The 25040-nt window shown below is 71.5% G+C and carries 22 protein-coding genes; 8 read left to right on the forward strand and 14 right to left on the reverse strand.

Annotated features, from left to right (window positions below):
- Window positions 1-244 precede the first annotated feature (244 nt).
- Window positions 245-1483 carry an MFS transporter gene (locus tag ACFRIC_RS01955; protein WP_382778522.1) on the forward strand — a complete coding sequence of 413 codons (1239 nt, stop codon included), beginning with the start codon at window positions 245-247 and terminating at the stop codon, window positions 1481-1483.
- A gap of 84 nt (window positions 1484-1567) precedes the next feature.
- Here the strand turns inward: ACFRIC_RS01955 and ACFRIC_RS01960 are convergent, their stop codons facing one another.
- From ACFRIC_RS01960 to ACFRIC_RS01985, 6 genes are all read right to left on the reverse strand, one after another.
- Window positions 1568-2125, reverse strand: a complete 558-nt coding sequence (locus ACFRIC_RS01960) for a DUF3291 domain-containing protein (RefSeq protein ID WP_382778523.1) — start codon at window positions 2123-2125, stop codon at window positions 1568-1570.
- A 409-nt stretch (window positions 2126-2534) separates the two neighbouring features.
- The gene (locus tag ACFRIC_RS01965; RefSeq protein ID WP_382778524.1) at window positions 2535-3176 is read right to left on the reverse strand and encodes a superoxide dismutase; all 642 of its coding nucleotides are present in this window, start codon (window positions 3174-3176) and stop codon (window positions 2535-2537) included.
- A gap of 80 nt (window positions 3177-3256) precedes the next feature.
- Window positions 3257-3865 carry a sigma-70 family RNA polymerase sigma factor gene (locus ACFRIC_RS01970; protein WP_382778525.1) on the reverse strand — a complete coding sequence of 203 codons (609 nt, stop codon included), beginning with the start codon at window positions 3863-3865 and terminating at the stop codon, window positions 3257-3259.
- 212 nt (window positions 3866-4077) lie between these two features.
- Entirely contained in the window at window positions 4078-4752 is a 675-nt protein-coding gene (locus ACFRIC_RS01975; RefSeq protein WP_382778526.1) for a hypothetical protein, read from the reverse strand.
- Window positions 4753-4919: 167 nt separating this feature from the next.
- Window positions 4920-6371 carry a PepSY-associated TM helix domain-containing protein gene (locus tag ACFRIC_RS01980; protein WP_382778527.1) on the reverse strand — a complete coding sequence of 484 codons (1452 nt, stop codon included), beginning with the start codon at window positions 6369-6371 and terminating at the stop codon, window positions 4920-4922.
- A 344-nt stretch (window positions 6372-6715) separates the two neighbouring features.
- The gene (locus ACFRIC_RS01985; RefSeq protein ID WP_382778528.1) at window positions 6716-9490 is read right to left on the reverse strand and encodes a lectin; all 2775 of its coding nucleotides are present in this window, start codon (window positions 9488-9490) and stop codon (window positions 6716-6718) included.
- Between the two features lie 293 nt (window positions 9491-9783).
- On the opposite strand from ACFRIC_RS01985, the gene ACFRIC_RS01990 reads away from it, so the two are divergent.
- Both ACFRIC_RS01990 and ACFRIC_RS01995 read left to right on the forward strand, forming a co-directional pair.
- Window positions 9784-9963, forward strand: coding sequence for a DUF6480 family protein (locus ACFRIC_RS01990; RefSeq protein ID WP_382778529.1), 180 nt, complete (start codon window positions 9784-9786; stop codon window positions 9961-9963).
- A gap of 181 nt (window positions 9964-10144) precedes the next feature.
- A complete protein-coding gene (locus ACFRIC_RS01995) occupies window positions 10145-12238 on the forward strand; it encodes a hypothetical protein (protein ID WP_382778530.1) in 2094 nt (697 codons plus the stop codon).
- Between the two features lie 13 nt (window positions 12239-12251).
- On the opposite strand, the gene ACFRIC_RS02000 is transcribed toward ACFRIC_RS01995, so the two are convergent.
- Both ACFRIC_RS02000 and ACFRIC_RS02005 read right to left on the reverse strand, forming a co-directional pair.
- A complete protein-coding gene (locus ACFRIC_RS02000; protein WP_382778531.1) occupies window positions 12252-12926 on the reverse strand; it encodes a hypothetical protein in 675 nt (224 codons plus the stop codon).
- A gap of 110 nt (window positions 12927-13036) precedes the next feature.
- Window positions 13037-14122, reverse strand: coding sequence for a DUF5937 family protein (locus ACFRIC_RS02005; protein WP_382778532.1), 1086 nt, complete (start codon window positions 14120-14122; stop codon window positions 13037-13039).
- 100 nt (window positions 14123-14222) lie between these two features.
- Here ACFRIC_RS02005 and ACFRIC_RS02010 point away from each other — a divergent pair, with 100 nt between their 5' ends.
- Entirely contained in the window at window positions 14223-15542 is a 1320-nt protein-coding gene (locus ACFRIC_RS02010) for an MFS transporter (RefSeq protein WP_382778533.1), read from the forward strand.
- Between the two features lie 111 nt (window positions 15543-15653).
- On the opposite strand, the gene ACFRIC_RS02015 is transcribed toward ACFRIC_RS02010, so the two are convergent.
- On the reverse strand, window positions 15654-15977 hold the full coding sequence (locus tag ACFRIC_RS02015; RefSeq protein ID WP_382778534.1) for a hypothetical protein: 324 nt from the start codon (window positions 15975-15977) through the stop codon (window positions 15654-15656).
- Between the two features lie 351 nt (window positions 15978-16328).
- Here ACFRIC_RS02015 and ACFRIC_RS02020 point away from each other — a divergent pair, with 351 nt between their 5' ends.
- The 3 genes from ACFRIC_RS02020 to ACFRIC_RS02030 all read left to right on the forward strand — a co-directional run bounded on the left by ACFRIC_RS02020 (window position 16329) and on the right by ACFRIC_RS02030 (window position 19644).
- Window positions 16329-17579: an alpha/beta fold hydrolase gene (locus ACFRIC_RS02020; RefSeq protein ID WP_382778873.1), complete on the forward strand. Its 1251-nt coding sequence runs from the start codon at window positions 16329-16331 to the stop codon at window positions 17577-17579.
- Window positions 17576-19168: an alpha/beta fold hydrolase gene (locus tag ACFRIC_RS02025; RefSeq protein ID WP_382778535.1), complete on the forward strand. Its 1593-nt coding sequence runs from the start codon at window positions 17576-17578 to the stop codon at window positions 19166-19168. Before ACFRIC_RS02020 ends, ACFRIC_RS02025 begins: the two co-directional genes overlap by 4 nt.
- A gap of 146 nt (window positions 19169-19314) precedes the next feature.
- Window positions 19315-19644: a hypothetical protein gene (locus ACFRIC_RS02030; RefSeq protein WP_382778536.1), complete on the forward strand. Its 330-nt coding sequence runs from the start codon at window positions 19315-19317 to the stop codon at window positions 19642-19644.
- A gap of 124 nt (window positions 19645-19768) precedes the next feature.
- On the opposite strand, the gene ACFRIC_RS02035 is transcribed toward ACFRIC_RS02030, so the two are convergent.
- The 4 genes from ACFRIC_RS02035 to ACFRIC_RS02050 all read right to left on the reverse strand — a co-directional run bounded on the left by ACFRIC_RS02035 (window position 19769) and on the right by ACFRIC_RS02050 (window position 22857).
- Complete coding sequence (locus ACFRIC_RS02035; RefSeq protein ID WP_382778537.1) at window positions 19769-20530, reverse strand: hypothetical protein; 762 nt, start codon at window positions 20528-20530, stop codon at window positions 19769-19771.
- A gap of 218 nt (window positions 20531-20748) precedes the next feature.
- Complete coding sequence (locus tag ACFRIC_RS02040; RefSeq protein WP_382778538.1) at window positions 20749-21264, reverse strand: hypothetical protein; 516 nt, start codon at window positions 21262-21264, stop codon at window positions 20749-20751.
- A 125-nt stretch (window positions 21265-21389) separates the two neighbouring features.
- Window positions 21390-22070: an adenosylcobinamide amidohydrolase gene (locus tag ACFRIC_RS02045; RefSeq protein WP_382778539.1), complete on the reverse strand. Its 681-nt coding sequence runs from the start codon at window positions 22068-22070 to the stop codon at window positions 21390-21392.
- A 211-nt stretch (window positions 22071-22281) separates the two neighbouring features.
- Window positions 22282-22857 carry a hypothetical protein gene (locus ACFRIC_RS02050; protein ID WP_382778540.1) on the reverse strand — a complete coding sequence of 192 codons (576 nt, stop codon included), beginning with the start codon at window positions 22855-22857 and terminating at the stop codon, window positions 22282-22284.
- Between the two features lie 369 nt (window positions 22858-23226).
- Here ACFRIC_RS02050 and ACFRIC_RS02055 point away from each other — a divergent pair, with 369 nt between their 5' ends.
- Window positions 23227-23646: a VOC family protein gene (locus ACFRIC_RS02055; RefSeq protein ID WP_382778541.1), complete on the forward strand. Its 420-nt coding sequence runs from the start codon at window positions 23227-23229 to the stop codon at window positions 23644-23646.
- Window positions 23647-23858: 212 nt separating this feature from the next.
- Here the strand turns inward: ACFRIC_RS02055 and ACFRIC_RS02060 are convergent, their stop codons facing one another.
- Entirely contained in the window at window positions 23859-24995 is a 1137-nt protein-coding gene (locus tag ACFRIC_RS02060) for an ABC transporter substrate-binding protein (protein ID WP_382778542.1), read from the reverse strand.
- Between the last annotated feature and the right edge of the window lie 45 nt (window positions 24996-25040).

Consider the following 25040-nt stretch of genomic DNA (forward strand, 5'->3'; position numbering starts at 1 on the left):
GGCCCCATCGGCCGGGGGAGGAAGCAGCCACACCGCCTCCTCCCCCGGCCCCGGGTCGAGACCGCGCCGGCTCTCACCAAGTCACCTGGTGTCCGACCGTGCGCCCAGCACCGACCGATGCCATGGATACGACAGGACTCGCCCCCTCACGCGCCGCTCAGTAACGCCACTCTCTTGCACTTGCACGTAATATGCAACAAGCTGTCGGAATCCTTACCGCCTGTTCGCGACAGGGAGCCCCGCCATGCCCCGTCTACTGCCGAGCACCGGACCACAACGCGTCCTCGCCGCCTCGAACTTCGTCTACACCGTCGGCAGCGGCCTGTACCTGACCGCCGGGGTTCTGTACTTCACGGAGGCGGTTCATCTCCCGGCCGGCCAGGTGGGACTCGGACTCGGCGCGGCCGGACTTGCCGCCCTCGCCCTGGGCGTCGCGGTCGGTCATCTGGCGGACCGATACGGAGCACGCGGCGTCTACATCGCCACCCTGGTGGTGCAGGCACTGGCCACGGCCGGCTTCGTGCTGGTGGACGGCTTCTGGTCGTTCCTTCTCGCGATCACCACGGCCGCCGGAGCCAAAGCGGCCGGGAAAGCCGCCCACGGTCCCCTCATCAGGCACTACGGAGGGAACCGGCCGCAGGAGTTCCGCGCCTATCTCCGCGCCGTGACGAACGTCGGCGTCTCCCTCGGTGCCGTGGGAGCGGGGCTGGCCGTCCAGGCCGCCACGCTCACGGCCTATCAGCTCATGGTCATCGGCAACGCGATCGCCTTCGCGGTCTCCGCGGCGCTGCTCGTCGCGCTGCCGCCGGTCACCCCCCTCGCCGCCACCGGCGGTCCCCGCTGGATCGCCCTCAGAGACCACCCCTACCTGCTGCTCACGGCACTCGACGGCATCATGGCCGTCCAGTTCAAAGTCCTCACCGTGGCCATCCCTCTCTGGCTGGTCGGCGCCACCACAGCCCCGCACTGGCTCATCTCGGGGACCATGCTCACCGGCACCCTCATGGTCGTCGCGCTCCAGGTGCGCGCCAGCCGCAACGTCGACTCCCCCACCGCCGGCGGACACGCCTACCGCCGTGCGGGCGTCGCCTTCCTCGTCTCCTGCTCACTGATATCCCTGTCCGCCGGCATCCCCGGGTGGGCCGCCGCGAGCGTGCTCCTCACCGCCGTGGTGATCCACACCGTCGGCGAACTCTGGCATTCCGCCGCCGCCTTCGAGGTGTCCTTCGCCCTCGCCCCGCGGCACGCCACCGGCCAGTACCTGGGCGTGTTCGGTCTGGGCATGGGCCTGGCCGAGGGGCTCGGTCCGGCGTTGCTCATCTCGCTGTGCATCACCTGGGGGCGCCCCGGCTGGTACGTCGTGGGAGCCCTGTTCGCGCTGACAGGTCTGGCAGCACCACCCGCGGTTCGCTGGGCGCTACGCCGTCAGCGTGCCGGGCAGACGACGACCGGTCCCCTGAAGCAGGAGGCACAAGCAGCCTAGGGGTCGACTCCGTCAATCCTTCGAGGGTGCTTGTGGTGCTTCACGGCGCTCGACAGCCAACACCCGGCCGTTCAGGCTTCCTTGTCAGCTCACTTGGCCGCCCTTCGGCCCGATGCCGTTGATCCTGGCCGGAGTTCCGTCCGGGGCGAACGAGTGGTGGAAGGTGAAGGCATGCGGCACGGAGCCGTGGTCGTGGAGGTGCTCCAGCCTGGACACCCCGTCCCGCCAGGTGGGTGTCACGTCGTCGGCGGTCCACCAGCACACGTAGTTCGGGAATCCCGTCCTCTCGAACCAGTCGTAGCGCCGGTTCAGCGCCTCACGATGCAGACCGGTGTACACGGCCTCGAAGGCGGAGCCCAGGTCGGTCCAGAGGGAGAGCGTCGCGGCCAGGGCGGTGGTCTCCACCGTACGGCCCTTGTCGTACCAGGCCGGTACGGCGAACTCGCCCCACGCACCCCAGTCCGCTTCGAAGAGCATGCCCCGGTCACCGCCCGCCGCCTCTGCGCGCGCGAGGTACCCGGGGTGCCGGCCGATCTTCCGGTAGACGGCCTCACCGACGTCGTAGAACTCGCGGGTGAGAGGTGCGGGATCGGCGAGAGGCGACTTCAGGACGCCGAAGGTGTACAGCGCGAGTCGGGGCATGCGTGTCTCCCTGGTCGGGGGGCTGGCGTGGGGCCGGTTCGGCGGCTTGCGCACGGGGGCGAGGGCTCGTAGGGGCGTGACCACTCGCCCCGTCGCGGGGTGGCCCAGCCTGAAGGAACTCCTGCGCGACCGTGGGCGATCGCCGAGGACCAGGTGAAGGTAGCTGCCGCTGCGGGCCCTGTCGAAGTTGCGTTTTCCGCGCCCGAGTGGCCTCTCGCACCGGTCATCGCGCGCACTGGACGCGGAGCGCTCCGGACCGTCAGCAGAAGGGCTCCCGCATGTCAACGTCCATGCGGGAGCCCTGGGTTGTGCCGCCTGCGGGTGATGGTCGAGAAGACGATCACGAGCAGGTCGTCTGTGCGGACGTGGACGTGGGGACGCTCACCGCGTCACGACCCGCCCGCCGCGCTCACGGCGCGAGCAGCAGGCTGTCGCCTCGCTCCTTGGCGGCGGCGTAACGCCGGGCCACGTCCTGCCAGTTGACGACGGCCCACATAGCGTCGATGAAGTCGACCTTCTGGTTCTTGTACTGGAGGTAGAAGGCGTGCTCCCAGGCGTCGAAGACCAGGATCGGCGTCGAGCCCTGGCCGACGTTGCCCTGGTGGTCGTAGACCTGCTCGACGATCAGGCGGCCGCTGAGCGGCTCGTACGCGAGGACGCCCCAGCCCGAACCCTGCGTGGTCGCGGAGGCCTTGGTGAGCTGGGTCTTGAAGCCCGCGAAGGAGCCGAAGGACTCGGCGATGGCGTCCGCGAGGTCACCGACTCCGTCCGCCGCGAGGGGCTCGCCGCCGCCGTCGCCGGTCATGTTGTGCCAGTAGATGCTGTGCAGGATGTGCCCGGAGAGGTGGAAGGCCAGGTTCTTCTCCAGGCCGTTGATCGAGCCCCACTGCTCCTTGTCGCGGGCCTCCGCGAGCTGTTCCAGGGTGTCGTTCGCGCCCTTGACGTACGCGGCGTGGTGCTTGTCGTGGTGCAGCTCGACGATCTGCGGGTTGATGACCGGTTCGAGCGCCGCGTAGTCGTACGGAAGCTCCGGGAGCGTGTAAACCGCCATGTCCAACGTCCTCCGACGTTATTGCGAATGATATGCAGGTGCACCATAACAGCAAGAGCGAACTGGGCCTGGACGGCACGTCATCCGGCTGCCATGGCCTGGCTGTCGGCTTCGAGCAGCAGGCGTTCCAGCGTGGCCCGGGCCCGGCACACCCGGGAGCGGACGGTGCCGATGGGGCAGCCGATGAAGCGGGCCGCGTCTTCGTAGGGCAGCCCGACGATCTGGGTCAGCACGAACGCCTCACGGCGTTCGTCGGGCAGCGCCTCCAGCAGGTCCAGGAGCGCGACGCCGTCGTCGAAGCCCGGCAGGCCGCGGGACTGCGTGCCCTCCAGGGCCGACTGCCAGTCGTGGGTGTGGGCCACCCGGGGACGGGCCGCGGCCCGTCGGAAGCTGTCGGCCACCGTTCGGCGGGCGATCGTCATCAGCCAGGTGCGCGCCGACGCACGCCCCTCGAAGCGCGGCAGGCTGTCCAGGGCTCGTACGAAGGTGTCCTGCGTCAGGTCCTGTGCGGTCTGGGGATCTCCGCTGAGGTGGGCGACGTAACGCAGGACGTCGCCGTGCAACGCGCGGACGAAACGCTCGGCCGCGTAGGCGTCGCCGTTGCGGGCCGCCAGCGCCCAGGCGGTGGCGGAAGCGTCCGCGACGGCGCGGCGCTCCGCGCGGGGAGAGGGCATGACAGAAGTGATCACGCGATGTCCTTCTCGAGGTCATCCGGGGCCACGTCTCATCAGAGAACGGGCTCTCCGGCACAGGGGGGTGCGCCGTCCACGGTGGGTACGGCGATGCACGGAGCCCACGGCCCGCTCGTCCGTTCGCACGCGGTGGTGTGCGGCTTCGGAGACGTCCGCCGCGCGGGATCGCGGCGGTCGGGAGCGGGTGGGCCCCGGTGGATCCGGCTGCCTCAGACGGCAGCGGCACCCACGGGTGGACCTCGGGACGTGACGGAGTAGCAGAGAAGGAGGCGGGCGAGTGCCGTCCGGCGCTCAGGGCGACGCCGCCGCCGGACGGGGCGGCCGCTCGGTGCGGGCAGCGCCAGCAGCATCCGCAGCGGAGCGGCCAGCCGGGCCGCCGCGGCCCGCAGGAGACTGAAGACGGCGCGCTCGCCGTACGCCAGCCAGATTCCGCACAGAACGGCCGCGAGGACGTGGGCGGCGAGCATGCCGAAGGTGGCGCCCGCTCCCATGTGGGCCATGCTGTCGGCGGTCGTCGCGCCACTCATGTCGGACGCCATGTGGCTCATGGCGCCCATGTCCATGGAGTCCATGTTCATCGCGGCCGCGTCCGCCGACCGGAGGCCCGGGCCGGACTCCGGCCCGGGCATCACTGTCTGCGCCAGGGAGAACGTCTCGTGGAGCAGCGCCTGTGCGGCGACCACGACCGTGACGATCAGCGCGCGCCCGCGCTCACGGCCGGCCAGGAACCAGCCGGCCGCCCCCGTACCCGCGGCACCGGCCGCCATGCTCCAGCCCGGGACGTCGGAGCCGGACATCGTCACGTGCCCGAGGGCAGCCAACAGCACGCAGGCGACGGCGAATACACCGGCCCGCAGTGTGCGGCACCACCCTCCGACAGTCATGACGCGCCCATCCTCGCACCCGGAATCCGATCGTCGTCAGGGGGTACGGGGGCGCATCGGAGCGCACCTCACGGGACTGACGGTGACTCATCTCATATCAGCACCGGCACCAGCACCAGCACCAGCACCAGCACCAGCACCAGCACCAGGGTCAGAGTCAGGGTCAGTTACCGGACGGTGTGGGTGCGGTCGGCGCTGGCTCGGCGGCGGACGGTTCCGATGACGAGGAACCCGGCCAGGGGGATGCCGAACAGGGGCAGCGCCCAGCCGACAGCGACCACCACCACGACGCCGACGGCGAGCGCCCAGATGGGCATTCCGCGCCAGGCGCCACGGGCCGGCGGAGCGCCGAGGGGAGCCCGGCGGTCGGCACGGGTGGGGCGGCGCTGCCACCACATGCGGTAGCCCCAGAGGATGACGCAGGTCAGGCCGACGGCCAGGACGGCCAGCAGGATCTGGTTGACGAGGCCGAACAGGGTGCCCATGTGCGCGTTGATGCCCCAGCGGGTCAGCTTGGACAGCACCGGCCAGTCGGCGAAGTCCACCCGGTCGACCACCTTGTCGGTGGAGGCGTCGACGGCGACGCTGTCGCGTCCGACCGGCCACAGGTTGCGGGTCTGTGAAACCGTCCACGCGGTGGTGGTGTCCTGCGGGACGCCGATCTCCACAGGGCCGTCCAGGCCGTCGCGTCGGGCCGTTTCGAGGACTCCGTCGACGGCTGCCGGATCGACCGTCTCGGCCGTGTGGGAGCCGTGATGGCCGGCGTGGTGACCGCCGGCCGCGCCCGCGGACGTGCCGGACAGCGTCGTGGACACACCGGGCGTGCCGGAGCGCAGCGCGTCCAGGGCCTCACCGAAGTGGGCGCCGGCGAAACGGGACCAGGTCAGACCGGTCGCGGAGAGGACCAGCAGACCGAGCGCGAGCCACAGTCCCGTGGTGGCATGCCAACTGCGCGTGCGCCGGACCCCCTTCTTCGCGGCCCGGTCGGGCAGCAGCAGCCGCCGCGCGGTCCGGTTCCCGCGCTGTCGCCGCCACCACAGGATGAGACCGCCGAGGACGAGGACCCACAGCCAACTGGCGGCGATCTCCGAGTAGTACCGTCCGGTCGTACCCAGGTGGAGGTTGCGGTGCAGATCGTCCAGCCAGGTCTTGAGCGGGGTGCTTCCGTACCAGGTGGTCAACTGGCCGGTGACCTTGCCCGTGTACGGGTCCACGTAGACCGTGTGGGCCTTCTCGCCGAGCTCCGGCAGCGCGAAGTCCACCTGGGTCGTCTCGTCGCCGGTTCCGGGGCGGACCGCGGTCAGCGTGCCTTTCGGGTGGGCGGTACGGGCGGCGGCGACCTGGTCGGCCAGCGGCCGGGCGCTGTCGGCGGTGTGCGCGACCGTGAGTTCCTTGCCGTAGACGAGCGAGTCGAACTGCGGCGTGAACGTGTAGAGCAGTCCGGTCACCGCCGCGACGAGCAGGAACGGGGCCACCAGGACACCGGCGTAGAAGTGCAGCCGTACCAGCAGCGCGCCGAAGCCCGTCTGCCGCCGCGCCGGCGTGGCCGTGCGGCCCGCGGCTTCGGGTCTCTCGGTGCCTGCCTCGGGCAGATCGGGTATCTCGGAACTGACGGACATGGCCGGTCCTCGCTCTGTGTCGACGGCGCTGTGCGCCGTCATCCGTGCTGGGCGGGGCGACGAGCGGCCGATGACCGGCCGTGACGCCACCGCACACCGGCCGGTTCAAGGCCGCTGTCCCCAAACAGTCGGACGGAGAGCCTGTGGAGTTCCCGAGCGGCTCCACGTTTTTTGGATCGGCTGCGCGACCTGCCCAGCCCCGCGCCCCGGGCTACCCCGGCAACCGACGCAAGAAGACCGGCGTCGTCTGCGCGAGTGGCGGGAGCAGGAGCGCGCGGGTATGCCCCGGCCGGTGGCCGGGGCATACGGGCGTCACGCGGTGCGTGGCTCGGTGAGGCGCCGGCTCAGCCGGGCAGTTTCCAGTTCTGGGCGGCCGAGCCGTTGCAGGTGTAGAGCTGGAGTTGGGTGCCGGTGGTCGTCGTGGAGTTGGGGTCGTCCAGGCACAGCTTGGACTGGGGGTTGATCAGCGAGCCGTTGGCGCCCGCGGTCCATTGCTGGGCGCCGGTCCCGTTGCACGTCCAGAGCTGGATCAGGGTGCCGTTGGTGGTCCCGCTGTGGTCGACGTCCAGGCATTTGCCGAGACTGCGGACAGTTCCGTCGCCGGCGACGATCCAGTCCTGGGCGTAGGTGTTGTTGCAGGTCCAGATCTGGACGTGGTTGCCGTCGGTGGTGGAGGAACTCGCGTCGTCCACGCACAGGTTGGAGGCCACCGCCGAGGTGATGGCTCCGATGCGGGGTGAGGCCGGGGCGGTGGTGTCCCCGGCGTAGGAGGGCGGAGCGGCGGAGGCGGCCGTCGCCCAGGAGGTGTTGGCGCTCGTGCCGAGCGTGTAGGTCAGGGTGCCGCCGGCGGTGATCGCCGACGTGGGGGCGTAGACGTTGTTCCAGGCGGAGCCGTTCCACGTCGCGGACTGGACGTAGGGGGCGTTGTCGGCGGCCCCGTTCCCGTTGATCGTCAGCGTCTTGCCCGACGGAAGGGTGATCACGGCCTGGGTGAACAGGGGCGAGCCCAGGGCGAGGTCGGCGGTCCCGGGAGTCTCGGGGAACATGCCGAGCGCGGACCACACGTACCACGCGCTCATCGCGCCGAGGTCGTCGTTGCCGTCGGCCAGCCCGCCCGGGGTGTTCGCCCAGATCTGCTGCTGGATCGACCGTACGGTGCTCTGCGTCTTGTAGGGCTGACCGATGTAGTCGTACTCCCACGGCAGTTCGATGCTGGGTTCGTTGCCGACCCACGCGTACCCCTTGTCGCCCGTGTAGCTGCGCAGCACGGTGTCGAGGTAGTGGCTCATCGCCGTGTTGCCGCCCTTGGCGCGCGCGAGGCCGCCGATGTTGAACGGGATCATCCCGGTGTAGATCCAGGAGTCGGCCTCGACCATGTCGGTGCCGCTGGTGGGGTCGAAGCCGCCGGTCCAGGAACCGCTCGCGTTGCGCGGCTCGACGAAGCCGGAGGCCGGGTTGAGCACGTTGCGCCAGCCCTGGGCCCGGTTCGCGTACGTCTTCTGGTTGCCGGTGTCGCCGAGCGCCCCGGCCATCGCGGAGAGCGCGAAGTCGGCGGTGTTGTACTCCAGTGTGGTGGCCACGGGACCGTAGAAGTTGCAGCAGCCGTAGCTGCCGTCGTGCGGCATGTATCCGGGCGAGTTCAGGTAGTTGAGACCCGGCCGGTCGTTGTTGGTCGTGCTCGCCTGCTTCACCATGTCGGCGAGGGCGGTCGTGGTGTCGAAGTCCCGGGCGCCGAAGGCGTAGTAGTCGGCGATGATGGCGTCCGCCGGGTCCCCCACCATCACGTACGACTCGCCGTTGTTCTCCGACCACTTGGGGAAGATCCCGGTCTGGGCGTAGTCGTCCACCATCGACTGGGCCGTGTCCGAGGCGACTTGGGGGGCCACCAGTGCTTCGAGCTGAGCCTGCGAACGGTAGATGTCCCAGCCGGAGTAGTTGGCGTAGGCCGCCTTGTGGCCGGCGTCCACGGTGTGGGTCCTGCCGTCGAAGCCGTAGTACTGGCCGTTGGTGTCACTGATGACGTTCGGGTGCAGCAGCGAGTGGTAGAGCGCGGTGTAGAAGGTCTGCTGCTGCGCGGCCGTTCCGCCCGCGATCTGTATCTTGCCCAGTGCGCTGTTCCAGGCGTCCTGGGCGGCGGTGCGGGTCGCGTTGAAGTCCCACCCCGTGTTCTCCGCCGCCCGGTTGGCCGCCGCGTTGGCCACCGAGACGTACGAGACGCCGACCTTGGCCTGCACCACCGGGTTGGCGGTGGTGTTGAAGGTGACGTATCCGTTCGAGGCGGCGGCTTCCGGCGCGGCGCTGTCCTTGGCGGTCTTCGGGGCCGCCGCGGTGGGCATCTTGCCGTGGAGCACGGGCTTGTTGGGCTTCTCGGCCGCGTTCTTGGACGCCGTACGGGGTTTCGCGGGGGTGGCGTCCGAGGTCTTGGCGACCGAGCTTCCCTGCGAGGCGAACGGCTGGTCGAAGACCATGTCGAAGTACACGGTGTACGTGTTCCCGGCCCCGCAGAAGCGACCGCTGGTGACCTGTCCGCTCACCTCGGTGTTCGAGACCTTGGTGAACTGCGTCGCCGAGGCGCCGTTCTGACTGCCCGTGAGCTTGAAGATCAGGTTGGCCTGGCTGGTCGAGGGGAACGTGAAGCGCGCCATCCCGCTGCGGGTCGTGGTGGTCAGCTCGGTGGTCACCTGGTTGTTGAGCGCGACCTTGTACGAACCGGCGCTCGCCGACTCGTTGGCGTGCGAGAACGCGTCCGTGGCGCCGGTGTTGACCGTGCCGACCGTCGGCAGCACGGGTACGTCCCCCGCGGCGCCGCAGCCCGGCCCGGCGATGTGGGTGAGGCTGAAGCCGGTGATGGACGAGTCGTTGTACTCGTAGCCGCCGCCGGGGGGCCGTGACGTCGTGTCGGGGCTCCACTGCACCATGCCGAACGGAACGTCGGCCCCGGGGAAGTCGTTGGCCTCGTTCGACGTGCCGATGAACGGGTTGACCACGGTGGCCGGCGAGGCGACGAGCGCGGCCTTCCCGGCCGCCGACGCGGGTGCGCACAGCCCGGCCACGGCCAGTGCGGTGGCCGCGAGTAAACCGATCGCGGCCGTTCCGGGGGGTCTCGACAGTCGTGTCACGGGGTTTCTCCTCTACTCGGGAGCGGGAGCTGAAGACTGACAACGTTGTCTTCCTGCGAGGTGCGGCTTGTGGGCAGCAGTCGAGTTGGACAACGTTGTCGCATCGTCGAGATGGGGCCTGGCGATGCGAACGCACGGACGGGACCCCTGGGCCGCGAGCACCTGGGGGCACGGACGGGAAACTGTCCGTGAAGCTAGCTACAGGGCAGGGTCATGTCAACGATTCGCGCAAGGGCGACCCCGACGTCCGCCACGAAGATGCGGCGCCGATCCATCGGACGGACCGTTGATACATGACGCATCCACTCGTACCCCCGGGCGAGACCCCTCCCGTCGAGGGTTCCATCGCCGAAGCGCACCAGGAACAGCCCGACGGCGGGATATGGGAACACCCCTACCTCTGGCTCGGTTTCATCGTCGTCGGCTCAGTGATCGTGGCCGGGTACTTCGTGGCCCGGATCAGCGGGTACTGAGCCGGACGGCCAGGTGACAGAAGAGAACCGGAGGCACGGACCGGTGGAACGCCACGAGCGGGCAGACCCGTTGAGCGCCGGGAGGACCGGGCGCGGAAGGTGATGTCAGTGCCCTGTGACAGGGTGAGTCCCGGAAGCAAGATTCGTCCGGGACGGATCCCGAAGAGCCAGGGAGCAGCACGTGACCAGCCCCGACACCGCCCCGCCCGGGCAGCGTACGACGCGGCGACGCTCGGATCTCGGCACGATCAAGGCCTGGTGGCGGGAGCTCGGAGGGGACGGATTCCTCGTGCTGCCGCCGCCGAACCGGGCCCGCTACACCCAGTCCGAGGGCCACGGAGACGCGGCGGAACTCATCGAGGCGAGGGGACTGGGCGGCCCCGTCTCCTTCGCGTACTGGCACTGGCAGTCCCACCGGCACGCCTTCGACCGCTCCGGTTCCCTGACGGGCGAGCTGCTGCTGCACTGGGGCGGCGATCACGCCGCCGTCGCCGCCGGACTCGGCGAGGGGCCGGCCGGATTCCGGGTCGTCGACGGCGGTCCGAAGAGCGCCTTCCGGCTGGACCGCATCACCGCCCGGGACGAGGCGGGCCTGCCCGACCCCGAAGACCCCGACGGCGTGCGCCAGTTCCTCGCGGCGCTGGACGAACCACTGGACCGCGGCGCTCTCTCGCTCCGGTACCGGCCACTGTCACCGGCCGAGGCCGCATGGCTCCACGAACGGCTGAGCGACTCCCTGGACCTCTCCGCCGCGATGCGCTTCGTCGTCGCCCTGGAGCGGCGGGACGCACTCACGATCGAGGAGGCGGAGCGGCTGCTGGCCTCCTGGCGACTGGAGCGTGAGCGACCGCCGGCGGAGTGGAGTGCCTGGCGGGAACTGCTCCACGCGCTGCTGCGCCACGACCGCGAGGAGGCGTGGGAGATGGTCACCGGCCTCGGCGCCGGGGCGTCCGGGGTCCTGCGGCAGGTGCCGTCCGAGCGTGCCTTGGCCGCCGTGCGGGCGTTCGCGCTCGCGGGCGACCGTGGTTCGGTCCACGCCTGGCTGGCGCTGCACCGGTCGATCCGCGAGCCGGACGCGGTGCGGGCCGCGGCCGACCTCGCGGCGGAACTCGCCACGTCCGCCGCCCCGGAGAATTCCCTGCGCGGGTTGTACGACGCGCTGGTCGGGGCCGTCACGGCCGACTGGCGCCGGGAGACGGGGGCGGATCACCGCGCCGGCCTTTCGTACGCGGCGCTCGCGGCCGTCCGCTTCGGCACGGACGAACGGCTGCCTCACGCCCTGCGCGTCCTCGCGGCTAGTGCTGCCCGCGACCAGGCGGATCTCGTACGGGAGGAGGCGCTTCGGCCCGGCGGCTCCGTTCTCGTCGGCACCGACTCCGCCGAGGTGCTGGCCACCGTGGAGCGCTACGAGGCCGTCCGGGACGGCCTCCTGTCCGGTACCGGCACCGATCTCACCGCCTCCGAGGGGGCGCTGACCCGCCTGTGGCACCGGTATCGGACGCTCACCGACACCGATGTGCGCTGGTTGCGGGAGCGGGTCGCCGACCCGGCCACCGGTCTGCAGGGGCTCGGCTTCTGCCTCGAACTCCTCCTCGCCCACGGCAAGGCCACCGAGGCCGATGTCGAGGCGCTGCTGCCGGGCCGGTTCAAGGACCTCACCAAGACGTACCGGACCACGTACACCGAGTGGCGCCACCCGCTCGTCACCTTGACCTGCCTCGCCCTCGACCTGGGCCATCCGGCCGCGGGGAAGCTGGTCTCCTGGTGGAACGGAGCCCGGCCGGTGTGGAAGGACAAGGTGCGGCTCCTGACCCACCTCGGCGCTCCCGACGAGGCCAAGGCCGCCGAACTGTGGGACTTCGTCACCAGACCTTCCCACGACGTCGGCCAGTTGATGACCTGGGTGCTGGTCAGGGCCCGCCTCGACAAGGAACATCCACTGTTCGTGGCCGACCGGCTGCTCGGCACCCCGGGCGTCAACGGTCACGTCCTGCGCCGGGTGCTGATCGGTGTGGCCGACCCCGAACAGCCGCTGTGGCACTACTCCGTCAGCCCGTACAGCCGGAGCTGGTGGCAGCGAGCCGTGGAGGTCGCCGATCACCCCGGCCTGTCGCCGGAGGCCCGCGCCATCGGACTGCACGTAGCCCGCGAACACCTCCTGATACGCAACCCGGACCAGTTGGACCCGAAGCCGACCCAGGCCGAACGCGAGGCGGCTCGGGCGTGGCTCGACGGTCACGCCGACGGCCAGGGGGAGGCGACGCCGTCGGGGTGACAGGGCCGCCGGGCTAGCGGTGGTCTCCCGCCTGCCCCTGTCGACCCGCCGGGTCCTGGCCCGCGCGGAGCAGCAGCTCGGCCGCCTGCAGGGTCCCGGCCGCCTCCGCCGGGTTGAACCTGCTGTCGATGAGGCCGGCCACGGACGCCGCGGCGGTGGCGTAGTCGCCGGTGCCTCGCCGCAGCGTGCTCAAGGCGATGTTCAGCCTCTCGTTGAGGGCGGCGATCCGGAAGCCGCCGCCCAGCTTCCAGGGTTCGGCCAGGGCCATCGCGGCCAGGTCGGCCACGTACGACGCGTCGAACTCGGCGCGGCACTCGTCGACGGTTTCGAGGAGGCGCGGGATGCCCCAGACGACGAAGGTGAAGTCCTGGGTCCCCGTGTGCACGGTGATCTGGCGTGTGGCCGCGAACGAGGAGTCGCGGACCTCCTCGACGCACGGCAGGAAGATGCTGAACGAGCCACGCACCCGGTTGAAGCGGTGGGAGGTGAAGACCATGCGGTAGTTGGTCAGGTAGAGCCGACCGCCGATGGCCTCCTTGTTCCGCATCCCGACGAGCCACATGAGGTCGTCGAAGGCGAAACGGGACAGGCCGGCCTGCCGGACGTCGATGACCGCGTTGGCGTTCTTGCGAAGGATGATCCCCTCGCCGGGCAGCAGGTCCTCGGGCTTGAACGGCGCTATCGCCACGACTCCCCCTCCATGTCGGTTGCGCAGCGGAGAGGGCATCGTAGGTGTACCGGCCACCGGCCCGTGCACCCGGGGGCCCCATGACGGCTGACCGCGGACGCCTGAGCCGCTCAACGCAGCACGGCCGCCAGCAGGTCGGCTCCCAGCGCCGTCAGATCGGGCAGGTTGAGGGTGTAGCGGACGTAGCGCCCCTGGCGTCGGGACGTCAGCAGACCGGCCCGCCGGAGGACGGCCAGGTGCCGGGAGACCTCGGGGGGTGTGAGTTCCCAGGCATGGGCCAACTCACGGGTGGTGTGCGGGCCACGGGCCAGGGTGCGCAGCAGCCGGAGCCGCACGGGATGACCGAGTGCCTCCAGTCGCAGGGTGACCGTTTCCAGCGAGACCGGCTCCGACGGACGTGGTTCGGCGACCGGATACTGCACCACGGGCTGCCAGCCGGGCGCGTGCACCACCGCAAGGTGCGGGCTGCCGAACACGCTGGGGATGAAGGTGACTCCGGTGTCGTGGGCGGAGGTCGCCTTGTCCTGGACCTTGTCCACCACGATGCACCGGCCGTCCGGCGCCAAGGCGATCGCGCCGGAGACCGACGCGAGCGTCGACTCGAGGCCCTGGCGCCTCAACAGGTCGTGTTTCAGGCGCAGATCGGTGGCGAGCCGTACGGCGACGTCCGACCAGGCCGCGTCGAAGAACGCCTCGGCGCACTGTTCGAGCGTGTCGCGCACCCGTGCCCGCACGGCGGCGGGATCCGCGAGCAGCCGTTCCGCGAAGGCCTCTTGCCGGACACCGCGGGCCTGGGCCACGTCCAGCGCCCGCTCCCGCGCGCTCGCGTCGGTCAGCGGTGAAGGCGTGCCGAAGTAGAGCCGGTTGCTGCCGCACGTGGTGACGAGCGCGGCGGTCACATAGGTCTCGTCGTCGATTCCGTCCACGTCGTCCAGTTCCTCGGCGAGGGTGGGCCGGGGCCGGGCGGGAAGCAGGAAGTCGGCCTGCGAGGAGCGCCACAGGAAGTCGGCCTCCCGCAGCCGCTCGGCCAGTTCCGGCCGCATCGCGGCCCACACGTGGCCGGCCCAGTCGGCCAGGTGTGGATGGTGTCCGGGCTCGGCCAGTACGTGCAGCATCGCGGTCAGCTCGGCCAGCGGGGACGCGGCGAAGCGCAGGCGCTCGTACGGCAGTCCGCCGATGTCGATCCTCAACGTCACCTCCTCAGGATCCCCGACGAGGAGGCCGGCGGCCTCGCCGGTTGACGATCTCCGTCAACTCACGTGCCCAACCTTCCCGACCGGCTCTCCTCTTGACGTCATGGCAATCACCGGCAAGACCCGCTACCGGGCGTTCGTCCGCGCCTCGGGAGGCCCCCGCTACGTCGTCGCCCTGACCGTGGACGCCCTGGGCACCGGCCTGTTGCGCCCCTTTCTGCTGCTGTACGGGGTGACGGTGTCGAAGTTGTCGGCACCGGTCACGGGCACGGCCATGACGGTCGGTGTCGTCGCGGGTCTGCTGTGCATGCCCGCGGTGGGCCGGTGGCTGGACCGGGGAGCACGCAGCACGGTCGTCGCGGCGTCGATGCTCGTGCGCGTGCTCGGTGTCGTCCTGCTGCTGGCCGACTCGGCCGGGTACGCATGGCTGTTCGCGACGGCGGCCCTCTTCCTCGGCATCGGCAATCAGGCCTGGCCGGCCGCGCACGCGGCTCTCGTGGCCACGGTCGCCGACGGCCGGGAACGGGACGCGGCACTGGCCGCGGGCCGCGCCCTGCGCAACGCCGGACTGGGCGCGGGCGCGCTCGTCGCCACCGCGTGCCTGACGGGCGGCGTCGAGGCGTTGCGGGTGCTGGCGGTCGTCACCGGACTCGCCTATCTCGTGGCCGCGGCGCTGGCCTGGTCGGTTCACGTTCACGCACGTCAGGCACCTGCTCCGGCCGAGGTCGGGAGGCGCGAGTCCGTGCCCCGGATGGGCGCGCTGCTGGCCGCGAACGTCGTCTACGTCTTCTGCCTCAACGTCCCCGAGATCGCGCTCCCGCTGATCCTGGTGACGCAGTTGCACGCGTCCCCCGTCTGGTCGGCCGCCGTCTTCGTGGCCAACACGGTGCTGGTCGTCACCCTGCAGATTCCGGTCACCGTGTTCCTGTCCCGTTTCCCGAGGAGATCGGTTCTGGCGCTCGGCGGGGTGGTGCTGACCGTGTCGTACCTCGGCTTCCTCGCGGCCGCTTCCCTGGGGGCCGGATGGGGTGCCCCGGCGGTCGCGGCGGTGTCCGTGGTCTGCACCGTCGGCGAGATCGTCTACGCGGGCAGCGCGACCGCGCTCGTCACCGCTCTCGCCCCGGACCGGGTCCTGGGACGCGTCCTCGCCCGCTTCCAGCTCTCCACGGGGTTCGGCCTCGCCGTCTCCCCCGCGGCCATCACGGCGCTCGCGCCGCACGGTCCCGCCGCCCTCTGGGGCAGCCTCTCCGCCGCGACGCTCCTCGCCGCCGGGGCCGTGGTCACCGAGAAGGACCCGGTGAAGCCGCCGTCGGCCGGCGTGTCCGCCGCGAGAGCGGGCTCCGTCCCGAGCGGGGGCTCCGTCGCGGCCTCGCGCGGGGGAACGCGCTCCTCGATCAAGGACTGCTCCGAGTGGAGCCCATGAGTGGTGGACGTCTGTCCACGCACCGAGGCTGACCCACGTGGTGCCCGCCCGCAGCAGGCAGTGGCGGGCGGAGCCCTGCCCTGCGCCGCGACATCGGCGTGGTCGGGGATGTCAGAGAAACGGGATCTCATGAGGGAACAGCGCATCAGAACGGGCTGTCCGCCGACCGTTCGCGGGAGCGGTGACGGCGGGAGCGTACGGAACGGCAGCAGCGACGGGCACGGCAGCGGTGGCGGACGCGGCGGCGGTGGCGGACGCGGCGGCGGTGGCGGTGGCGGTGGCGGACGCGGTGGCGGTGGCGGTGGCGGTGGCGGCGAGAACCGCAGTAGCCGGCACGGCGGCCCCGGGCACGGCGACGGCGGTGACCCTCGCAAGGGGGATGACGACGGCCGTCGAAGCGGCGATGGCGGCGGCCCTGGCGAGGGTGGAGGACATGGCGGCGGCTCCACATTCGACCCCGGGCGGACGCCGTACCCCTCCACCCGCCGACGCTCCCGCCAGGCCCGTACCAGGGTGGCCGTCGCCGCGGCGGGCCTGGCCTTCGTCGGGGTCCTCGCCCCGACACCCGGCCACGCCGCGACGGCCCCCGCGAGCGGGCCACGGCCCGGAGCGCACTCACGGTTCGTGCCCGGCCCGTGCCCCGCGACGCCCGAACCGGTCCCGGGACGGTGCGGGTTCCTGGAGGTTCCCGAGAACCGTGCCCGACCGGGCGGCCGGACGATCCGGCTGGCCGTCGCGATCGTCCCGGCCGTCACGCCGAAGCCGGGCGCGGATCCGGTCGTGTTCATGGCCGGTGGTCCCGGGGGTGACGCGTTCGGCGACATGCCGTTCGTCATCGGCGCGGGCGTGAACCAGGACCGCGATCTGATCGTCATGACCCAGCGCGGGACGCTCTACGCGGAGCCGAACCTCGCCTGCCCGGAGATCGACCGCTTCAACGCGGAGTCCGTCGGACTGCGTTACGACGCACCGTCGACCGGACGGCGCCTGGTGCGCGCGACCGGACAGTGCCGGGACCGTCTCGCGGGCGAGGGCGTCGACCTGAGCGCCTACAACACCACCGAGAACGCAGCCGACTTCGCCGACCTGCGCACCGCGCTCGGCATCCACCGGTGGAACGTGTACGGGTACTCCTACGGCACGGACCTGGGACTCACCTACCTCCGCCGCCACCCCCAGGGCGTCCGCTCGCTGGCGATCGACTCGGTCGTACCGCCGCAGATCGTCAGTCTGCCGTGGACCTGGGACAGCGCCCAGGAGGGCATCGACACCATCTTCGCCGCCTGCGCGGCCCAGCCTGCGTGCAGGAACCGCTACCCGAACCTCTCGCGCACGCTGACCCAGCAGGTGCGACGGCTCGAAGCACACCCCCTGACGGTGATGACACCGCCTCCGGCGGGAGGTGCGCCGGTCAGGGTCGTGCTCGACGGGGGCGCGCTCGTCAATCTGCTCGTCGGCAACGCCGTCCCGGCCGTCGACGTACCCGCGGCGCTCGACGAACTCGCCCACGGCAACCCCGATCGCTTCGCGCAGGCCCGCGCCGCCGGTGCCACACCCGTCATCGGCGAGTTCGCGCACGGTCTCACCCAGTCCGTGGCCTGCAGCGAGTGGGTGCCGGGCTATTCGCAGGCCGACCTGCTGGCGGCCGGCCGCCGGGCCTTCCCCGGGTGGCCCGACTCGGTGCTCGCCCAGGCACCCCAGCTCCCCTTCCAGCACGAGGCGTGCCGCGCCTGGAACGTCCCGGACCGCACCCGGGTGCAGCGGGTGACGACGGTGAGCAACGTGCCGGCGCTCGTGCTCTCGGGAACCTTCGACGCCAAGACGGGGGCCCGCTGGGGGGCGTACGCGGCCCGCACGCTGTTCCGCTCGACGACGGTGCTCATCCCCGGAATCGGCCACTGGGTGGTCCCCCAGTCACCGTGCGCGGCAAGCGTCCTGACCTCGTTCCTCACGCGTCCCACGGCGCCGGACACCCGCTGCGTCGCGGGCCTGGCACCGAAACCGTTCACCATCGTCCCCGCCCTGGAGAAGTCATGATGTCCATCCGTCCTCCGCGCCACCGCGCCACCACGCGACGGCTCCCCGCCGCGCTGGCGGGGGCCACGGCCGGCCTCCTGGTCGCCGGTCTCGCCGCGGCCCCCGCTGAGGCCGAGCCCGGCGCCTCGACGACTCCGGGCACGGTCGCCCGGACCGCCGGCCACTCCCGCTTCGTACCGGGCCCCTGTCCACGGACCGCGGATCCCGTCCCCGCTCTGGACGGGGCGAACTGCGGCACGCTCACCGTGCCCGAGAACCGCTCCCGGCCCCGGGGACGGAAGATCACCCTCTCCGTCGCCATCGTGCCGGCCGCCACCCGCAGGCACCCGTCCGACCCGATCGTGTGGTTCGCCGGCGGGCCCGGCGACGACGCCGTCTCCGAGGCCCAACTGGCGGTCGACGGCGGCCTGAACCGCGACCGGGACGTCATCTTCATGTCCCAGCGGGGGACCTACTCCGCCGATCCGGTGCTCACCTGCCCGAACATCGACGAGTTCAACGCCCGCGTCGTCGGCCTGGTCTACGACGCCCCCTCCACCGGACGTCTGCACGTCCAGGCGACGCGGGCCTGCCGCGACCAACTGGTGCGGCGCACCTCCGACCCCGGCGCGTACAACACCACCGAGAGCGCCGCCGACTACGCCGACCTGCGCGTCGCGCTGGGCATCAAGCGCTGGAACGTGTTCGGCATCTCGTACGGTACGGACCTGGCTCTGACCTATATGCGTACGCACCCGCAGGGCGTGCGGTCCGTCGGCATCGACGGAGTGCTGCCGCCGTCCCTGGCCGGGGGCGCCGTCACCTGGAAGGCCGCGCGGGAGGGCTTCGACGGCCTGTTCGCGGCCTGCGCCCAGGAGCCCGCGTGCAACCAGCGCTATCCGCATCTGTCGCGGACCTTCCAGGGTCTGGTGAGCAAGCTCGAGGCCCATCCGGTCACCACTCATGTCACCGTCCCCGGTCAGCCCGGACCGGTGAAGGTCGTCATCGACGGCGGCACGCTGGTGACCTGGCTGACCTCCGCCACCCACCTGGCGTCCGGAGTGCCGCGCTCCATCGACGAGTTGGCGCACGGCAACCCGCAGCGGATCGCCGAGCAGTGGGCCGGGGGCAAGCTGAGCCCGCAGGCCATCGGCCGGGTCGCGCACGGGCTCGCCTTCGGCGTCTTCTGCGGCGAGTGGACTCCGTACGAGAGCCAGGCCGAGGTGCTCCGGGCGGGACGGCGCGTGTTCCCCACGTTCCCCCGCTCCGTCCTCGCCAACGCCCCGCAGCTCCCGTTCCTCCACGACGACTGCCGTGCCTGGAACGTGCCCGCGCAACCGCGTGCCGTCCGCAGCGTGGTGCGCAGTGACATCCCCACCCTGGTCATGTCGGCCGGGTTCGACGCGCAGACCGCGCCGAGCAACGGTCCCTACGTGGCCCGCACCCTGCCTCGTGCCACGACTGTGACCGTCCCGTACGTCGCCCACGTGGCCTTCGCCGAATCGCCCTGCGCGCAGTCGATCACCCAGTCGTTCTTCGACACGCCGACGGCGGCGGACACGTCCTGCCTCGCCGGCCTCCAGCCCCCGCGGTTCGAGATCGCGCCGTAAGGACAGGCCCAGCAAGCGGCCCGTCGCACCCGGGGCGGGCGAGCAGCCGACAGACCCGGCGCTCGCCCGCCCCTCGCGCGAGCGGCCGAAGGTTCGCACGCAGCGGTCGTGATGAGGCCGCCCAACTCACCGAAAGGAGGAACCCGATGGCTCTGTCCCGTCAGGCCCTCGAGTTCGCCGCCGAGATCTTCAACCACGACTGGTCGGACTCCCCCTTCAAGGCGGACCAGGCGGGACACCGGCGGAGCACCGACCGCGCCGGCGAGGTCCTCACCCGGGAGGAGACGAGCCACGTACGGGCGAACGTGATGCTCGTCGTCGCCCAGGTCCTCGGGCACCAGGACCCCAACTTCGACCCGCTCGAGTTCGCCGAGGCCTGCGGCGTGGAGGACTTCACCGAGGACTCGATCCGGACCGGCCTGCGGATCAGCCTCGCGGGCCAGTACGCCACCCCGGGCACCTGGGACCACATGTAGGTGCGGCGGGGGTGCTCCCGTGCCGGACATCGTCCGGATCCGGGCGGCGTTCTCCGTCACGGGGCGAGCGCCTGTGGTCCCGCTCGCGCACCCTCGCCGAGACCTCGGGCCCGGCCCGCCGAGGTCAGACAGGGCGCGTCGCCGGGGCGGTGCGGGTGGCTCGGTTCTGGGTGAAGTGGGCGGCCGCCACGACCTCGGGCCGGCGCACGTACCCGCCGACACTCTCGACGCGCACGACGAGAGCCAGCGGTGACGTCGTGTCGTACGCCTTGGCCAGGGCGCGGATCTCGCCGCGGGCGAAGAGCTGGGTCGCCCCCGAGGTGGCCAGGAGGGCGCAGCCCGCGATCATGATCAGGCGGCTCCCCGCCGCGAAGGGATTGTGCGCCAGTACGACGATGGCGTGGTCGACGAGGGTCGCCGTGTCCACGTCCGACTCGCCGTACTCCTCGCCGCTCTCCACGGCGACGATGCGGTACTCCTCGGGGAACTGCCGGAACACATAAGGCGGTTGGAGCCGGTCCGTCAGCAGGGTCCACATGCCGTTGTGCACCGGCCCGCCGATCACGACCAGGTTCTCCTCGGCGTCCGACGCCATCGCGAAGGCCCTGGCCCGGACGGTCGCCGCCTCGTGCAGGCCCAGGTCCTGGGAGAGGAACTGCCGCAGGTTCATGGCCGCGAGGGCGTCGGTCTCCGGGATCTTCGGGTACGCGGAGGTCGGCCCGCCCGACTCCCCCACGACCATGACCACACGCCGGTCGCGATCGAGCCGCCACACACGCGCCGCCGGCATCCTCGTCCGGTAGGAGTGGAGAAGCGTACGGCCGAGCCAGCCCACGCCGAACGCCAGCAGCGAGGCCACGAGGTTGAGCACCAGATCCTGCCGCACGACCGGCTCCCCCCGCCCTCGCGTCCATGTCAACGAGCAGTCTGCACGACGGAGTTGACGGACGAGAAGAAGACGGTGGGACACGGCGGGACGCGAGGAGGGCGGAGTGCCGGGACTCACCACCGACGAGCAGAGCGTGAACCTCGGCGAGCCCGGACCACGACCACGGCGAGCCCGGACCTCGGCTCGAGGTCCGGGCTCGCCGTGCGAGTCGGCCGTCAGCCGCAGCGGTTGGTGTGGCTGAAGTCCACGACCACACGCTCGGGGCTGTGCAGCTTGAGCACCTTGTACGAGGGCTTGGTCTGGAACGCGGTGCCGAAGGAGACGACTCCTTCGAAGTCACCGGTCAGGGCCAGTCCCTTCAGCTTGTACAACGGGATCTTCACCAGTCGGGGCCCCCGGTACACGGAGTTGCCCGCGCTGTTGTGCGCGACCGCGGGCGAGAGCCTGATGTTCAGGAAGTACTTCCCCGCGAGCGGGACCTTCCTGCCGGAAGGGTCGTAACGGAGGGTGCTGACCCGGCTCACGGCGACGGACGGGGTGCCGCCCTGGATGTCGATGACGAGCCGGTCGTAGGTGCAGTGCCCGGCCCAGCGGGCGTTGACGACACGGGCGGGCGAGGTAGGCGTGGCGGCGGCCGTCGGCTGGGCGGCCGCGGAGGCGGGGATCGTGGCGCCGACGGCGGCGAGAATCGTGCCGGCGACTATGGCTGCGCGGGATGGGTGATGGTGCATGACGCCCCCAGTTGCTCCTGGTGAAGGGGACACACTATTTCACTAGCGTAGACATCCTGAGGGGCCGAACGGTTGCACTGCCGGAGACTTGTCGTGGCCGCCCGCCCGCAGCCCGGCGGCCCGGATCACGCCCCGGCGGCGGCCGCGCGCACGGCCGCGTGCACGGCCCTCGCGAGGCGGGCACCCCACAGCGAGCGGGGCCCGGCGAATGCGTGCACTTCTTCCCCGGGACGCGGGGTACGGGCCGCGACGCACACGGCGTCGGTGGGCGTGCCGGAGCAGTCGTACCCGGCGTCGAGCAGCGCCTGCACCTTGGCCTCCGTGACCGTGCTCACCGCGTTGACCAGTGCGGCGTCACCGAGTGCCACGGGAAGCGCGGCCACGATGTTGATCGTGCCAGGTGCGGCGGGACGGCGTACGGACTCGGCGGGGGCCGCGGCCCAGCCCCGTACCCCCAGACCTGCCGTCACGACGGCCTCCGCACCCCCGTCGTGGGCGTCGGCGTACCGGCTGACGTCGGCGGCCGTCATCAGTCCCACCCCCGGCCCATGCGCGCCGACGGCTCGGGCCAGTTCGGTGAGGTGCCGGGCCGGATCGGTGCGCCGGTAGCCGTGGGAGACCTGGGCGTTCAGGACCCACCCGTGTTCCGCGATGCCGCCGCCGAGGACCGCGCTGCTGACCATCCGCCATCCGGCGCCCGCCCGCCAGAACAGCGCGTTCAACTCCTCACCGTCCTCGACGCGGGTGAGCCGCTCCACGCGGATCAGACCGGCGACGGGTCGCGGCGGCGGGACGAGGGCGGTCACCGGGCAGAACTCCTTGCGAGGGGGAACGGGCCGATCGTACGCGCGACCCCACTCCGACGCCGCCGCCACCCTGCCCGACCGGGAGCCCCCCCTTCGCGAGTCCCCCGATCACAGCGCCCAGCACGCCAACACCTCGCCCCACGCGGCCACCGGCCGATGACCGCGGTACGCGGCCACGGACCCAGCGGCTGCGGGGGCGTTGGGGGGTGTCTCAGGAGATGACGACGATGACGTTGAACCACGGGGTGCCGAGGGATCCCAGAGGCGAGGTCAGTTTCTGCATCTCGAGCCGGTAGGTGCCGGCGGGCATCATTCCTCCGCCCGGCAGGGGGCCCAGCGGCAGGAAGCGCCCGTTGGCGACACCGGCGCGGTTGTACGTCCACAGTCCGGCGCCGGTGTGCATGACCGTGTACGGCCCGCTGAGCAGCGAGGGGTTCACCGCGGACCGGTGATTGCGGTCGAGGCCGAAGGCCGCGCCGGCGTACGAGGGGCGGCGCGCCGGACGCGTGAGCGTGAAGCTGAAGAAGCGCCTGGTGTAGAACGCACCGGAGGTCAGCGGCGGGCAGTTGACGGCGATCACCGTCCGGCCGGTGACGTTGCCGAGGGCGAGAGGACGACTGTAGGAACCGTCCCCGAGGAGTCGGCGGCAGTCGTACTGGTACGTCGCCGCGGAGGCCGGAGGAGCCAGCGCCACCGCCGAGACGATCGCCGTGGCGAGGGCGGTGGCCAGCAGCCCCATGCGCCGCGCCACCCGGGCGACGGATCTATGGATGAGTCTCACAGGCATTCTCCCCCTTCGCAGGCCCGGACACCCGGGCCTCGGTGAACGCGGGCATGCGGCGGCACACCCGTCCGCCGGCCGCGGTCGGGTCAGGTGAGCCACGGCCGGCGGATCACTGTCGACCGTAGGAGGGCAACGGACCGCTCGTCAGGCGGTGATCGATCCACTCCAGGAAAGGATCAGTGATGACCACGACGGGAGAGAACCCGCACAGCACCTGACCAGGAAGTTCGCCACTCGTCCCGGAGGAACCGCGGCCCGCGGAGTCCGCCGAGCGTGCCCGAACCAGCGCGCGCCGTCGGGCTCGGATGCCTCGCCGCCGAGGGCGTCACGGCTAGGGTGCATCTCTGACGTACCGTCACGAAAGGATCTTCCGTGGGCTCTCGTCTCAATCCCTACATCAGCTTCTCCGGTGACGCCCGGCAGGCCCTGACCTTCTATCAGGAGGTCTTCGGCGGCGAACTGGCGCTCAACGAGTTCGGCGCCTTCGGTTCCGAGGCACCTCCCGGATTCGCCGACAAGATCATGCACGGCATGCTGGAGGCCCCCAACGGCTTCACCATCATGGGCGCCGACGTCCCGCCGGGGATGGAACGCAAGGCGGGCAACAACTTCGCCGTGAGTCTCAGCGGCGACGACGACGCCGACCTGCGCGATTACTGGGCCAAGCTGTCCGCCGACGGCAAGGTGTCGGTCCCGCTGGAGAAGCAGATGTGGGGCGACACGTTCGGGATGTGTACCGACCGGTTCGGCATCGAGTGGATGGTCAACATCACCGGGGCTCCCTCGGCCTGACCCGTCCCGGCACCACCTGGCCGGCCCGGCACCACCTGACCCGTCCCGGCCGTGCCGGCCATCCCGCCCGGCCCGTCCCGGTCGCCGCCCTGCCCGACCCGTCCGGTCCCGCAGCGGGTGCCGGGTGCGGCGCTCGACCGCCGCACGCGGCACCCAGCGCCCGGCTCTCAGCACTCAGCACGCAGCACGCAGCACGCAGCACGCAAGTGCTCTCACCCGGAGTGCAGCACTCGGAATCGATCAGGTTCGGCCGGATCCCGTTCCACGACCTGGACCGGCGCCCACGACCACTGCCAGACGCCGATGCCCGGCACACGCGAGAACCGGATCCGCCCGCGGGTCCCCTCGACGTCGACGCCAGGCCACGCCGCGGCGATACGTGCCCGATCCGCGCCCTGCGTGCGCAGGACGTCGGCGAGGACGGTCACCGTGTCGTAGCCCTCGAAGGCGACGAAGGAGGGCTCCCGGCCCAGCCCGTCCCGCAAAACCCTCTCGACGCGCGCGCCCAGGGGACTCGGACGCTCCGGCAGGTAGCGCAGGAACGGGACGCCGGCTCCGTCGGCGCCCGACCGCGTGACCCATTCGGTGAACTCCGGCTGCCCGGCCGGGGCGCCGATCAAGATCTCGGACAACCGCCGGTCGCGGCGGACCGCTTCGACGATCGACGCGGCGGGCTCCGGAAACCCGACGAGGAGGAGCAGCGCCGTCGCGCCATGACCGACGAGTTCGTCGCACACGGCCGCGGGAGTGAGCGCACGCATGTCGAGTTCGAGGACCGAACCGCCGTGCTGGGCGAGGCGGTCGCGCAGGATGCCGGCCCCGGACGCCCAGTAGACGCTCGGTTCGGCCGCCACGGCGATACGGCTGTGGCCCGCGCCGAGGAGGAAGTCGGCGTAGATCCTCCAGCCGTGGGACTGCGCCGGGGCGAGCCGTGCGACCCATGACGTCGGCTGCTCGGTCAGCGTGTCGAGAACCGCCGACGAACAGAGGAACGGCACACCGAGGACATCGGCTCTCGCGGCGACGGCCCGCGCGACGACGCTGTGATACTCCCCCGCCAGGGCGGCCACACCCAGCCCGGCGAGTTCGTCCACGGCCGCGGCGGCCTTGCGTGGGTCGGCCGCGGTGTCCCGGACGACCAGTTCGAGAGGTCTCCCGGCGATCCCGCCGGCGCCGTTGACCTCACCGACGGCCAGTTCGAGTCCGGCGAGCAGATGACGGCCCGCCTCGGCCCAGCCGGGCCTGGTCAGCGGGACGAGCGCGCCGATGCGTACGGACGATCCTTCGGTCGGTGTCCCGGCGGACGTCGACTCCGACGGGGAGACGGGCTGTGACGGTGGCGGCTGCATGGGTCGGTGTCTCCCTGGGACCTTGTACTGCGCTCCATGGGCGCC

The organism is Streptomyces sp. NPDC056738 (assembly GCF_042790435.1).
Lineage (GTDB): Bacteria > Actinomycetota > Actinomycetes > Streptomycetales > Streptomycetaceae > Streptomyces.